Origin of the sequence: Paenibacillus ilasis (genome assembly GCF_043195395.1) — a bacterium.
Taxonomy (GTDB): domain Bacteria; phylum Bacillota; class Bacilli; order Paenibacillales; family Paenibacillaceae; genus Paenibacillus_AQ; species Paenibacillus_AQ lautus.
In genome coordinates this window covers 931,854-944,262 of sequence record NZ_JBHDJG010000001.1, presented here as the reverse complement: position 1 = coordinate 944,262, position 12,409 = coordinate 931,854, and the positions used below count along the sequence as shown (strand labels likewise).

At 50.4% G+C, this 12,409-nt stretch carries 13 protein-coding genes; 3 read left to right on the top strand and 10 right to left on the bottom strand.

Annotated elements, in window-relative coordinates; translation table 11 throughout:
* Positions 1–33 precede the first annotated feature (33 nt).
* Positions 34–1,092 (bottom strand): uroporphyrinogen decarboxylase, encoded by a 1,059-nt coding sequence (gene hemE / locus ACETK5_RS04540; RefSeq protein ID WP_100538506.1) that lies wholly within the window; start codon positions 1,090–1,092, stop codon positions 34–36.
* A 237-nt stretch (positions 1,093–1,329) separates the two neighbouring features.
* Between hemE and ACETK5_RS04535 the strand changes: the two genes are divergently transcribed.
* Positions 1,330–2,541 (top strand): MFS transporter, encoded by a 1,212-nt coding sequence (locus tag ACETK5_RS04535; protein ID WP_100538507.1) that lies wholly within the window; start codon positions 1,330–1,332, stop codon positions 2,539–2,541.
* 116 nt (positions 2,542–2,657) lie between these two features.
* Here the strand turns inward: ACETK5_RS04535 and ACETK5_RS04530 are convergent, their stop codons facing one another.
* The gene (locus ACETK5_RS04530) at positions 2,658–3,293 is read right to left on the bottom strand and encodes an O-methyltransferase (protein ID WP_394054380.1); all 636 of its coding nucleotides are present in this window, start codon (positions 3,291–3,293) and stop codon (positions 2,658–2,660) included.
* A gap of 162 nt (positions 3,294–3,455) precedes the next feature.
* Between ACETK5_RS04530 and ACETK5_RS04525 the strand changes: the two genes are divergently transcribed.
* Both ACETK5_RS04525 and ACETK5_RS04520 read left to right on the top strand, forming a co-directional pair.
* On the top strand, positions 3,456–4,604 hold the full coding sequence (locus ACETK5_RS04525) for a THUMP domain-containing class I SAM-dependent RNA methyltransferase (RefSeq protein ID WP_127591555.1): 1,149 nt from the start codon (positions 3,456–3,458) through the stop codon (positions 4,602–4,604).
* A gap of 170 nt (positions 4,605–4,774) precedes the next feature.
* On the top strand, positions 4,775–6,760 hold the full coding sequence (locus ACETK5_RS04520; protein WP_394054379.1) for an LTA synthase family protein: 1,986 nt from the start codon (positions 4,775–4,777) through the stop codon (positions 6,758–6,760).
* Between the two features lie 194 nt (positions 6,761–6,954).
* Here ACETK5_RS04520 and ACETK5_RS04515 read toward each other — a convergent pair whose 3' ends face one another.
* The 8 genes from ACETK5_RS04515 to ACETK5_RS04480 form a co-directional block, all read right to left on the bottom strand.
* Positions 6,955–8,415, bottom strand: a complete 1,461-nt coding sequence (locus tag ACETK5_RS04515; RefSeq protein WP_394054378.1) for a serine hydrolase domain-containing protein — start codon at positions 8,413–8,415, stop codon at positions 6,955–6,957.
* Positions 8,412–8,963, bottom strand: a complete 552-nt coding sequence (locus ACETK5_RS04510; RefSeq protein ID WP_394054377.1) for a hypothetical protein — start codon at positions 8,961–8,963, stop codon at positions 8,412–8,414. The genes ACETK5_RS04515 and ACETK5_RS04510 overlap by 4 nt, the downstream gene beginning before the upstream one ends.
* Positions 8,960–9,325 (bottom strand): PadR family transcriptional regulator, encoded by a 366-nt coding sequence (locus tag ACETK5_RS04505; RefSeq protein WP_100538513.1) that lies wholly within the window; start codon positions 9,323–9,325, stop codon positions 8,960–8,962. The genes ACETK5_RS04510 and ACETK5_RS04505 overlap by 4 nt, the downstream gene beginning before the upstream one ends.
* Before the next feature lie 120 nt (positions 9,326–9,445).
* Entirely contained in the window at positions 9,446–9,712 is a 267-nt protein-coding gene (locus ACETK5_RS04500) for a hypothetical protein (protein WP_394054376.1), read from the bottom strand.
* A gap of 135 nt (positions 9,713–9,847) precedes the next feature.
* Positions 9,848–10,069, bottom strand: coding sequence for a YuzB family protein (locus tag ACETK5_RS04495; protein WP_100538515.1), 222 nt, complete (start codon positions 10,067–10,069; stop codon positions 9,848–9,850).
* Between the two features lie 30 nt (positions 10,070–10,099).
* Positions 10,100–10,402: a heme biosynthesis protein HemY gene (locus tag ACETK5_RS04490; RefSeq protein WP_100538516.1), complete on the bottom strand. Its 303-nt coding sequence runs from the start codon at positions 10,400–10,402 to the stop codon at positions 10,100–10,102.
* 103 nt (positions 10,403–10,505) lie between these two features.
* Positions 10,506–10,781: a hypothetical protein gene (locus ACETK5_RS04485; protein WP_127591571.1), complete on the bottom strand. Its 276-nt coding sequence runs from the start codon at positions 10,779–10,781 to the stop codon at positions 10,506–10,508.
* A gap of 202 nt (positions 10,782–10,983) precedes the next feature.
* On the bottom strand, positions 10,984–12,186 hold the full coding sequence (locus ACETK5_RS04480) for a M14 family metallopeptidase (protein WP_100539484.1): 1,203 nt from the start codon (positions 12,184–12,186) through the stop codon (positions 10,984–10,986).
* Positions 12,187–12,409: the final 223 nt, after the last annotated feature.

Sequence of the window (12,409 nt, the reverse complement as noted above, 5' to 3'; positions counted from 1 at the left end):
CATCTCACCTCTGACTAATAAAATATTCAACATTTAAGAGCGTTGTGCACCTGCCTGCAGTGCCTGAGCGGAGTATTCGTGAATATACGATGTCAACTCACGCAGTTTCTCTAGCGAAGCCTCCGGGAATAAACCGTGCCCTAGATTAAACACAAAGCCGGGCTCCTGAATCCCCTGATCGATAATCTCCTTCGCATACTGCTGGATGACCGGCATCGGCCCGGTCAGAACGGTCGGGTCCAGATTGCCCTGAACAGCATACTTATGCTCTAAGCGGCGGCGTCCTTCTGCAATGGACACTCTCCAATCAAGACCGATGACATCCGTTTTCAGATCCGTAAGCGTTGGCAGCAGCTCGCCTGAGCTCACGCCTGGAAAATAAATTTTCGGAACACTCAGATCCTGAAGCTCTGCAAAAATACGCTTAATGGTTGGAAGCACAAACGTTTGGAAATCCTGTGGAGACAATGCCCCCACCCAGCTGTCAAACAATTGAAACGCTTTCCCACCGTTAGCGACGTGGGCACGCAAATAAGCGATCACCATATCCCCGAGTTTGTCCATCAGCGAGAACCATACCTTCGGCTCACTGTACATGAGCTCTTTCGTGCGAAGATAGTTTTTGGATGGTCTGCCTTCGATGAGATAGCTGGCAATCGTGAACGGAGCGCCGGCAAACGTGATTAGCGGCACTTCCAGCTCCTTATCCAGGATACGGATCGTCTCCAGGACATGTCCAAGATCTCCCTCGACATCAATCGGGCGCAGTTTCTCTACATCCGCCGCAGTTCGGATCGGATTATCAATCACGGGGCCGATATTTTTCACGATATCGAAGTCTACCCCGATCGAGGCAACGGGATTCATAATATCGGAATATAAAATTGCCGCGTCCACACCAAGCTTCCGTACGGGCATCAAGGTTACCTCTGCCGCCAGCTCCGGTTGACTGCATATTTCCAGTAGGGAGTACTTTTCTTTAATCTTTCGATACTCCGGGTCGTAGCGTCCCGCTTGGCGCATGTACCATACAGGAACGTGGTTCACTTCCTGCTTGCGGCAAGCGCGGATGAATTGATCGTTATAGGTCATGATTAGGCCCCCATCAATGTGTATAAAGTTTCCTAAATTTCATTATGCCCTTTTTAAAAGTAAGTAACAACCGTCTTACATGGACATCCTATGAAAATCACATGACAATCTTATGACATTGTTAGCTTTTGGCACTTTTTAAATATGTTATACTGGAAGAACGGCATTTTTAGGGTAGCTCCACCATTCGTCCGGTTATTCCGGGCTCGACAGCTTAGAAAGGAAGTGAAGGGCACATTGACCAATTGGAAAATCAATCTCATTGTGCTTTGGTTCGGACAGTTTTTGGTCAACTCCGGGATGACCATGATCACCCCGTTCCTGACATTATATCTGGCGCAAGACCTGAATGTCGTTGGAGACCGGGAAATAGGACTATGGGCAGGATTGATATTCGCAGCCAACTTCCTGACATCATTCATTTTTCAACCGATCTGGGGAAAAGTCGCAGATAAATACGGACGCAAAATCATGCTGCTGCGCTCCGGCTTCGGCATGGCGCTGGTCATTGCCTGCATGGGCTTTGCTACCCATCCATGGCATCTGCTGGTTCTGCGTCTGCTGAACGGTACCATATCGGGATTTAACCCCGCTGCGATATCGCTCGTATCGGGCACAACGCCCAAGAATCGAATGGGATTTGCGATGGGCATCATGCAGTCCGGACAAGTTGCCGGCACGATTCTCGGTCCGTTGATCGGCGGACTCATGGCCAGCTGGGTCGGATTCCGGCCGATCTTCTATATCACTGGCGGACTGATCTTTGCCGCCTCGATGCTTGCTTTGTTCCTCGTTAAGGAAAATTTCAACCGCGAGCAGGCAGCCAAGGCGCCTCAGCCTTCGGTTATTGCCGGGCTCAAGGAGCTGAGCCACATTCCGCAGCTGCCGGCGTTATTCGCCGTCACGTTCCTGCTGCAATTCGCCATGATCAGTCCCATGGCACTGCTCCCGCTGTACGTTCAGAAGCTTCATGGATCCGCGGTGGATATTGCGATATGGGCCGGGTTTGTTGTAGCGGTGACAGGTCTTTCGAATATGATCGCCTCCCCGATTCTCGGCAAGCTCAGCGACAAGGTCGGCGCACACCGCATCTTGACCTACGCCTTGATCGGGACGGGACTTACGCTGATCCCGCAAGCCTTCGTTCAATCGGTGTGGCAGTTGATTATCGTGCGGTTCATGATGGGCGTCTTCATGGGCGGGCTGCTGCCGAGCGTCAACGCGCTGATTCGCTCTTACACGCCGGACGGCATGGAAAGCCGCTCCTTCGGATTCAATACAAGCTCGCTCGCGCTTGGCAACATGCTGGGGGCGGTGATCGGCGGATTCTTATCCGGCTTCATCGGAATCGAAGGATTGTTTATTACTTCCGGCTGCCTGTTGATCATCAATATGATGTGGGTGAGACGAAAGCTGTTCTCGCAAAAGCCTTCGCCCAAATATCGATGATCCCCCGGAGTCTTTCATCTAAAGATGGAGGTAGTCTCCCAATCCAAACAACAAGGGGCTGTCCCATGGTCTATATCGACCCGAGGACAGCCCCTTGTTATTATCGGTTTATGATTTCATCCTTTAACGCGTGCCAGGATCAGCCCGTCATAAGCAGGCAGCAGCGTGCTGACCAGCCTCTTGTCCGTCGCAATGACTTCATTAAACCGGCGTACCGCTTGAACCGAAGGACCGTTCTTGTCGGAATTCAGCGTTCTGCCGCGCAAAAAACAGTTGTCCCCGGCAATAAGGGCACCCGGATTCGCAAGCTCCATGGCATAATCCAAGTATAGAGGATAGTTCTCCTTATCGGCATCAATAAAGAAAAAATCGAAGGTTCGTCCTTCCTGCTTCAACGCTGCCAAACTGTCCGCAGCCGGCCCAATCCGGTACTCCACCCGATCCTGGAATCCGGCCTTTTCCAGATGCCTGCCGGCAAGCTGCGCGTATTCTTCCTTCAGCTCGAGAGAGGTGAGCTTGCCGTCCGCAGGAAGTCCTCGGCACAGACAGATTCCGCTATAGCCGCCAAGGGCGCCGATTTCGAGAATATTCCTGGCTCCGGCTGTCTGTACCAGCATGGTCAGCAGTCGGCCGTATGCCGGTGCCACCGAAACCTCCGGCATCCCATGCTCGCGGATGGCCTCTATCACATACTGAAGCTCTTCATCTTCAGGGTATAATTGGTTAACATAATCATCAGGGGTCGTAAGCAATGAAGCCGCCTCCTTTATCTTGATAAAATACGCTGTTTCCCGTTAAACCTAACGAGAACTATCATATGATAATTGTCTTAGTCAATGCAATCGCCTATACTATATAGATTGAACCGGCGGCGACTATCGCCGTACACATGTTAAATGGAGTTGACATCGTTAATGCCTCGATTACAATTGATCGCGACGGCCCCGATGGGGCTGGAAGCCGTCGTTGCCCGCGAGTTGAAAGAGCTCGGGTACACCGACATGGAAGTAGAAAATGGCAGAGTTACCTTTTCGGGTGACCTGATTGATATTTGCCGCTGCAATCTGTGGCTCCGGACGTCGGACCGTATTCTCGTCAAGATGGGTGAGTTTAAAGCCTTTACCTTCGACGAGCTCTTTGAAGGAACAAAAGCTCTTCCATGGGAGGAGTGGATTCCGGCGGATGGCGAGTTCCCTGTGGAAGGGCGTTCCCATAAATCGCAGCTTAGCAGCGTTCCCGCCTGTCAGGGCATCGTGAAAAAAGCAATCGTGGAAAAGCTGAAGCTCTCGCACCGTACGGAATGGTTCCCCGAGGACGGCCCCCGTTATGTAGTCGAGGTTTCTCTCTTGAAGGATAGAGCCATACTGACCCTGGATACCACAGGACCAGCCCTTCATAAACGCGGCTATCGCAAGCTGGTTACGGAAGCTCCGCTGAAGGAAACCATGGCTTCCGCTCTGTTGCAATTAAGCCGCTGGGGCCCCCATCGTCCGCTGTATGACCCGTGCTGCGGTTCAGGCACCATTCTGATCGAAGCCGCGATGATGGCCTGGAATATTGCGCCCGGCCTGCGCCGCTCGTTCCCATCCGAGCATTGGGATATCATCGGAAATGACCTCTGGGAAGATGCGCGCGAGGAGGCTTTTGACGCGGTGAAGGACGATATTCCGCTGCATATCGCCGGAAGCGATATCGACCCGAAAGCGATCGAAGTAGCCAAAGCCGCCGCCAAAAGCGCGGGACTTGCCGGCGAAATCGACTTTAAGGTCCTCCCTGCAGCCAAAGCCATACCTGAAGGTGAATATGGTTGTATCATCACCAATCCACCCTATGGCGAACGGTTAAGCGAGAAAGAGGAGGTTGAACGTCTCATTCGCCAGCTCGGATCCGTAACGCATTCACTCCCGACCTGGTCCTTCTTCGCACTCAGTCCGACCAAGCAATTTGAGCATTATTTCGGCCGCAAGGCGGACAAGCGCCGCAAGCTGTTCAATGGCCGGATCGAATGCCAGTATTATCAATACCTGGGCCCCTTGCCGCCGCGTAACAAATCGGTGGAATAACGAAATGACGCTTCTTGCAGACGCCGCCCTTGGGCGGCTTTTTTGCTGCATCGTCGTTTGATTTCATGCCGGGCCAAGCTATAATTAGAAAAGTGTCTATCGACGTTCTTGCATAGAGGACTGACCGCGTTTCGAGAATGTTTTAGTTTGAGATAAAGGAGGATACCCACGTGCTCTCATCCCCATCATGGAGCGATATCCGAAGCCGGGTCTCCAAAGGGCTGCATTACCGGTACACCGCATATTTATTATTCCTTATCCTCATGATGTACAAGCTGGTCATGCTTGATCATCATCTCCATATTACCAACATGAAGCTGGATCAGGCCGATTATGTGATCACTGTCGGCTCACTCCTGCTGATATCCTTCTGGACCTTGTGGCTTCCGGCCAGAGGCCGTCTTGCGGCTTTAACTTTATTAAATCTCTTATGGACGGGGATCCTGTACGCCGATTTGATTTATTACCGCTACTTCGATGATTTCATAACCGTGCCGGTGCTTATGCAGGCCGGACAAGTCGGTTCCCTCGGGGATAGCATTCGTTCCCTGGTTCATGCGTACGATCTGTTCTTTTTTATCGATTGGCTTATTGTTGTCCCATTTACCGCCGTCATGGTGTTCCGCAAACGGAGATCCACCCTTGGAACCTATACACTCCCGGGGGAATACCGCCAGCATCGGCAGAGCCGGATCATTCGCCGGTTGGTAACAGGCACACTTGTGTTCATCCTGGGGATGGTCATGACTTTCGTTCCTATCAAGAAAGCATCCAATACATGGGCCGTTGGCCTCTTTGAAGGCAATTGGTGGAATATTACGCTGTATAATGTGACGGGACTGATCGGCTTTCACGGATATGATATCTACCGTTATGGACGAGATCATCTCGTGGGGCAGCCCAAGCTGGCGGAAGAGGAAATCAATCAGATCAAGGCATGGTTTGATGCCAAACGTATGGAGCCGTCCGGTGCGGACGCCTTGTTCGGCAAGTATAAAGGCAGCAATGTCATCATGATTCAGACGGAGGCCTTTATGAATTTTGTCATCGGCCAGTCGATCGGCGGGCAGGAAATCACCCCTAACTTCAACCGGTTGATGCAGGACAGTATGTATTTCAGCCATTTCTATCATCAAACCGGTCAAGGGCGAACATCCGATGCGGATTTTGTCACCCACAGCTCCCTGCTTCCGCTGCCCACAGGTTCCGTATTTACGCGATATGCTGATCGCGAGTACGATACGCTTCCGGAGATTCTGAAAGAACAGGGTTATGGCGCAAACGTGTTCCATGCCTATGACAGCAGCTTCTGGAACCGGACCACGATGTACCGGGAGATGAATTACGACCGTTTTTACAGCAAGAAGGATTTTGAAATGAACGATGTAGAGGGATGGTCATTGAGCGACAAAGCGTTCTTCGCGCAATCGCTGGATGCAATGAAAGGCATCAAGCAGCCCTTCTATTCCTTCCTGATTACGTTAACGAGCCATCATCCGTATTATGTCCCCAAGGATGGTGTGAAGCTGGATACTGGGGCTTTTGAAGGCTCGATATTCGGGAACTATCTACAGTCGATCCACTATGTTGATGAAGCATTCGGCCAGTTCGTCGAGCAGATGAAACAGCAAGGACTGTGGGATAACACCATATTAATCATCTATGGGGATCACGACAATTCGATCAAGGAAAAAGCGGACTATGAGAAATTCCTGGGACGAGAACTGAATGCGCTCGACATGGAGCAAATCATGAACCAGGTTCCCCTGCTCATCCGCCTGCCTGATGGAGGGCATGCCGGAGTATATCCGGAAGCCTCCGGCATGATGAACGTGACCCCAAGTATTCTTCATCTTCTCGGCGTTCCGAAAGAACCGTATTACTGGATCGGAAGCCATCTGTTTCATGACAATCCGCGTCTGATTCCGCTGCGCAGCGGCGCATTCTCCGATGAGAAGGTGTTTTACCTGCCCACCGAGACGGCCGGACTTGAAGGGGGAACCTGCTACGATCTCGCTGCACGTCAGCCGACCGATATCCAGGCCTGTCGTGACGGTTATGATGAGACACAGGAGATACTGCAGATTTCCGATCAAGTGATCACGTATGACCTGCTGAAGTTATTTAAATCGCAGGGCGAAGCGAATGCCCGATAACCGGGCTTAGCGATAGAAAATTTCAAATCTTATTTTAGCCTCTGATCGCTGTTGAGTGAGGCTGCTTTAAACCAAACCAACCAGGCTGATCTTATCCATCAGCCTGGTTGGTTTTTTGGCTAGGCCGTGTCCGAAGAGGCACGCCAAGCTGCATTTATGAAGGGATCATCTTTTTAATGGTAACCTTTCTTATATCAAGCCCGGCGGGTAACCGACTCAAGCTGTTTTCTCCGGCTGACAAGCGTTCCGTACATCAGCACAAGCCCCATCCATGCCAGGATAGCTACAATCCCTAGCGTCATATAGGCAATGTCAGGTGCAAAGAGTCGTATTGAATTCCAAGGGGAGCTTGTCAGACGCATGAAGAGCGGAATGATGCCAGCTGACATCGCAAAGAAAACCAAACTCAGCGGAAGCGTGAGATATAACTTCAAGTTGCGTTTCTTCATTCTTAGCAGCAACCATATCAGAATAGCGAGCAGGATGATCAAAGTTCCCGCCAATCCCCAAATCACCGGATGGACTCCAGCGGAAGGCGGTTTTGTGTCTTGTCCATCTAATATCCCCCTCAAATCCTTGGAGACCTGAAACAATCTGGCTTCCTCCAAAATGTGATCCTTGTTGGTTAATATAACGGCCCCTACGCCCCGCTCAGGGATGAAGAAGATTTCCGCCCGTGCCTCCGGCGTTGATCCGGAGTGCCATATCAGGGTCTCGCCTTGGTCCGTCTCGCTTATTCTCCAGCCAAAACCATAGGCACGATCCGGTCGATGCTGAACTAAAGGTGACAAGAACAGCTCCTTATATTCGCGACTCAGCAGCATGTCGTTATCTTCGAGCAAAAATTGGAGATACCGCGTCATATCCTCGATACTCGCCGTGATATAACCATAAGAAGCACCGCTATTGTCATAGGGAACGCTGCTCACTCGCGGATAGCCGAACCACGATTGATACCCTTGTTCAAATCCGGTTCGAACCGCTCGCTCCTCATCGGCTGCAGCCGTACTCATGCCCAGCGGGCCAAACACATGCTGCTCCATATAATCGGCATAGGATTGACCCGAGACCTCCTCCAGAACTGCACCCAGGATCATATAATTAGCGTTACTGTATTGATGTTGTTCTCCTGGTGTCCTGCTAAGCATCGCGTTCGAGAGATTGCGCACATTCTCTTTCAGGCAAGAAGCATCCTTCGCACCCACATCGGAATACTCCAAGCCCGTATATGTACTATATCCGCTCGTCTGAGCCAGTAATTGCCTTATCGTTATCGATGACACCTCAGAAGACGCTTCAGCCGCAAACCATGGCAGATAGGCTCCAATGGACTTATCCAAATCCACCTTGCCCGACTCCACAAGTTGGACAATCCCTAACGCCGTCATGGATTTGGAGATGGATCCTAGTAAAAATGGAGTTTTGGAGCTGACTGTACTGCCTTCTGCTGTAACGCCATAACTATTCGTAAAAACCATGTCCCCATCCTGTAGGATGGCAACGGAAAGGCCCGGAATTTGATATTCTTCCATCGCCGCCTTCATGTAAATGTCAACCTTATCAGCCATGACTTCTTCCGCTTTAACTACATTCCCCCATGTCGGAAGCACGAATGCCAGAACGGTTAGAACGACATGCGTCCACTTCTTTCTCATAACACGCTTTCTCCTTCTGTAAACAGGGAACGTCTATATTTTCTTTTACCGAAGACGTAGACCAGAATCGTAACGAGTGCCGAAATCGAAAGGCTGAATACGATCAACATCATATTCCACCACATCTGATCGGATATCCGGTACAACAGATTGAAGCTGGTTATCTCATACCCCTTCACCCATGCCGTCGTTAATGAGAAGGAAAACAACAGCTGACATATGATATAAACCACCGTAAAGACCAGTGGATATTTCAGAAAGCCCCATACGCTCAACCGCCCGCTACTCGGTCCCGGTTCTTTAGGAACAGACTCGAGATCCCTGGCGTCTTGTACTCTAACCAAACCTTGCACCTCTGCATAATCCCTGACATACATATTGGGAGAGCCCAGATCTTCAAGACCATACTCCCCATGCTCCCGGCTTGCCTCCAAATGTTCCTGAATCTGTTCCTCAACTTCATCCATCTGGCTTGACGTAATATCGTACCGTTTCAACTCACGGCGAACGCTCGCAATAAATTGCTCTTCTTCATAGGACAATGTCATGATCTCTGGCTCTCCTGCTCCACGCCATCGGCCATTCGCTGCACATTCGATGAAAGCAATGATTGAATATCCTGCTGCAGCTCCTGCCACTCCTGGATTTTCTTATCCAGAAACAAATCTCCGCTAGGCGTTATCTCGTAGTACACTCTGGCTTTGCCGCTCTCGCTAAGCTCCCTCGTATCCGTCACCCATCCCTGATCTTTCAGCTTGGACAGGATTGGATAGATGCTTCCTACTCCCTTCAATTTCAGTCGGTGCTTCTCCAGCTCCTTCATGATCTCGTAACCATAACTCTTGCCATGGCTCAGAATGGCCAATACGCACATTTCCAAATGCCCTTTAATTAAACTTGTTCTATCCATGACAACAATTTAACAAAAATATATATCGGAATCAAGTATATAATTCAAATGTGTATATAAACAACAAAAAGTCCGCTCATTAGCTCGAAAGCTATTGAACGGACTGCACAGGATCATAAACTACTTTTTTGCTGAACGAAGCTTGGACAGACGTTCCTTCTCTTCGTCTAACAACTCTTCGGCCAATTCCACCGCGTTTTCGTTCCCCTGCTCAATCACCTGGGAAACCGCTTGCTCCGTGTGGGATAACGAATTCTCCGCTTGCCGAATCAGCTGTTCCGTCGGGTGGGACATTGCCGAGGATACGGCACGGTGCAGCTTCTCAACGGAATCTAGCGCGCTGTTGCTGGGACTGTTGGAATGAAGACTGGAATCGTGACTGTTCATGACGGATGCTCCCTTCTAAAGTTGTTGTTCCTGTTGCCCTCTTAGCATGGATGGCGGAGCCAGGAACTATACCCGTAGAATGGGAATACCTCGAAACTTTGATGAAGGTGTGTCAAACAGCCTGCTGTTTGTTTGTTATTTCACAAACGGCAGCGCTTTTGCCAGCACTTCATCCTCGGTAGGCGCGCTGACATAGCGGCCATTGATATAAATAAATGCGCGTTTGCCGCAAGGACCGCAATAGGATTTACAGCCGATCTTAATGTCGGCATCCGGTACCATTTTCTTAATCTTCGGGATCATAGTCTTCAACTTCGTATGTCTGCACTTCTCGCAGACGCGAATATCATTAGCCATTGTACATTACCTTCTTTATTCTGAAGTAACCTAGTGGTCGCCGTGATTGCCCTGGGATGGATTCGTAATCACAAAGCCTTCCTCAGGAAAATAAAGATAGTCGATTTTGACGCCGTCCAGGAAAGGTTGTCCCGCCTCCAAAATGACATCGATTTCTTTATCTGTTGTTACGATGACATCATTTTCCTTCGGCGTATCCAGATCCAGACCGTAGTGGGCATGATCTCCATGCGCATGGGTAACCAGCACACGAAGTTTCTTGTCCTTGTTCTCTTCCTTGTCCAGCTCTCGCTTTAACACCTTGGCGGCATTTCGTGTAATTTTACATTTCACGTATATTCATCTCCTCACGGATGTTTCATTCAATATGTTATTGTAGACCCCTGCCGGCTTTTTCGCAAGGGTCCTGTCTGTATTGTTACAGCCCGAAGCCCATTTACCGTACGCGCTTGGCGGTGCCTTGATCCTCACCGTGCAGGCCCGGATATTTCCGTTCGACGCGGGATACGAACCAGTTCATCAGCAGCATCGTAACTCCGATATCATCAATCGGCAGCAATGGCATAAAGTCTGGCAGCACCCAGTACAGCACAACCGGAACCAGGAATAACAGCTTGTCCCCGAGTGTAACCCGGGAAGAGGTTAAATAACCGAATATCCGCTGGAATACGTGCGACCAGCGCCGAAGCGACCATAATCTTCTCCACTTCATGTTGTTCCCTCCATTCCACGCAGCATGTCTATATCATTACCCAAATAGCAAATCTCTAAGAAATCCCGGCATAAACCATATTCCGTCCGGGCCGCAAGCGGTAAAAGGGCGAAAAGAGGCCACTGCCTTGTGATCCATGAAAGCAGCGGCCGAATTCTTCTATATTGTATACGTTAAATAGACCTTTTCGTTTCAAAATATCCTATTCCAAAGACATAAACGCAGCTAGAATGGATCCCACCTCGACGCACAGATCCTCGAAATCCTCAAGCGGCAGCGGATTCATCCCATAACCAATCTCCACGGTAAAGCCCGGCCTCCGGTATTGCTGAATGAACCAATCCTTGTAACCCGCATCGCTGCCCTGCAGCTTCACCGGCCTGTAACCGCCGGCCTGACCTAATCTTCTGGCCATGTCCTCACTTTCCGGAGGTTCGTAGTCCCTGTAATTCCAATAGATCTCCCTGCCTTGGCTGTGAAGGGAAATGGCGCGTTCCGGAGATATCGATAATGTATGCTGATATACGGCTTCGGCTTCCGGCTCGCTAAGCGGCTTAGTCCCCGCATAATCCTGCGGGGAGGGGCGGACTTTCCCCCTACGCGCGACTTCCTCATGCCAATGTGCAGGGAACTGGTCACCCAAATCCACGCCGTTCATATTCGCCTTCCAGCGCCGAAAATCCTCGCGTCCGCCATTCCAATCGAGCAGTCGTTCATAATATGGATGAGAAGGAGTGACTCCTTCCTGTACGAGCTCTACCCCATCCGGGTTTGCCATCGGCACAACCCATAACGTATAGTTCCGGTACCAGGCATCCGGCTCCTGAAAATAAACCGGCGACCCTTGCGATAATGCCCTGCCGTATTCCTCCATGAAACGCATCAGACAAGGGGTTGTGATCCATTCATTGGCATGCAGTGCTGCATTAATGTGAAGGTTCTTAGGGCCTTTACCGATTTTGGCCGCATATAGTGGTTTGCCGAGCACACTTCGGCCGATGACACTCCACTCGATAACAGGGTAGCGCAGCTGCATCTCTTGTATATCGCGTTCCAGATCCCCCGGTCCGTATTCACCGGTTAATCGTATCATGCGCTTATGCGTGGTACCCGGCAGAACGATCGTTTTTCCCTGTGGCAGATGATGAGCCGATAACCCGGGATTCAGTTCTTCCAAGGCTTCCTTCCGAAACCGGAACGTATTGGCAATGCTATCAAAGGTATCATGTTCCTGAATGACATACCTTCGGCGCAACGATGCAGGAAGATAGAGCATTTGCCCCTGCTGGAGATACGGCTGCTGCGCCGCCCATGGATTCGCCGTAATCAGCTGTTCATACGCCAGACTATATCTGGCAGCCACGCGTCTCAGCGTGTCGCCTTTCTGTACGACATATTGCTGCATAATGGATTCCTTTCCGCGGCAGAGCCGCTTCAATTAGCGTCCATTCCATGTATATGAGCGGCCGGTTGTCCAACATGTATGATGCAAAAGATCGAAAAAGGGGCGTGAGTCCCGCTCTTTTTCTAATCCTGGCACCGGAAATTAATAAAGGCAGGACAAGGTCTTATTCCTTGTCCTGCCTGCGTTTCCTGCTCTTATTCATTCAGATTAGCTCTTAGGTATG

Bases quoted from the DNA above. Each gene is read 5' to 3' on its own strand.
- hemE (WP_100538506.1), bottom strand. From the start codon at position 1,092: ATGACCTATAACGATCAATTCATCCGCGCTTGCCGCAAGCAGGAAGTG.
- ACETK5_RS04525 (WP_127591555.1), top strand. From the start codon at position 3,456: ATGCCTCGATTACAATTGATCGCGACGGCCCCGATGGGGCTGGAAGCC.
- ACETK5_RS04515 (WP_394054378.1), bottom strand. From the start codon at position 8,415: ATGAGAAAGAAGTGGACGCATGTCGTTCTAACCGTTCTGGCATTCGTG.
- ACETK5_RS04510 (WP_394054377.1), bottom strand. From the start codon at position 8,963: ATGACATTGTCCTATGAAGAAGAGCAATTTATTGCGAGCGTTCGCCGT.
- ACETK5_RS04505 (WP_100538513.1), bottom strand. From the start codon at position 9,325: ATGGATAGAACAAGTTTAATTAAAGGGCATTTGGAAATGTGCGTATTG.
- ACETK5_RS04500 (WP_394054376.1), bottom strand. From the start codon at position 9,712: ATGAACAGTCACGATTCCAGTCTTCATTCCAACAGTCCCAGCAACAGC.
- ACETK5_RS04495 (WP_100538515.1), bottom strand. From the start codon at position 10,069: ATGGCTAATGATATTCGCGTCTGCGAGAAGTGCAGACATACGAAGTTG.
- ACETK5_RS04485 (WP_127591571.1), bottom strand. From the start codon at position 10,781: ATGAAGTGGAGAAGATTATGGTCGCTTCGGCGCTGGTCGCACGTATTC.
- ACETK5_RS04480 (WP_100539484.1), bottom strand. From the start codon at position 12,186: ATGCAGCAATATGTCGTACAGAAAGGCGACACGCTGAGACGCGTGGCT.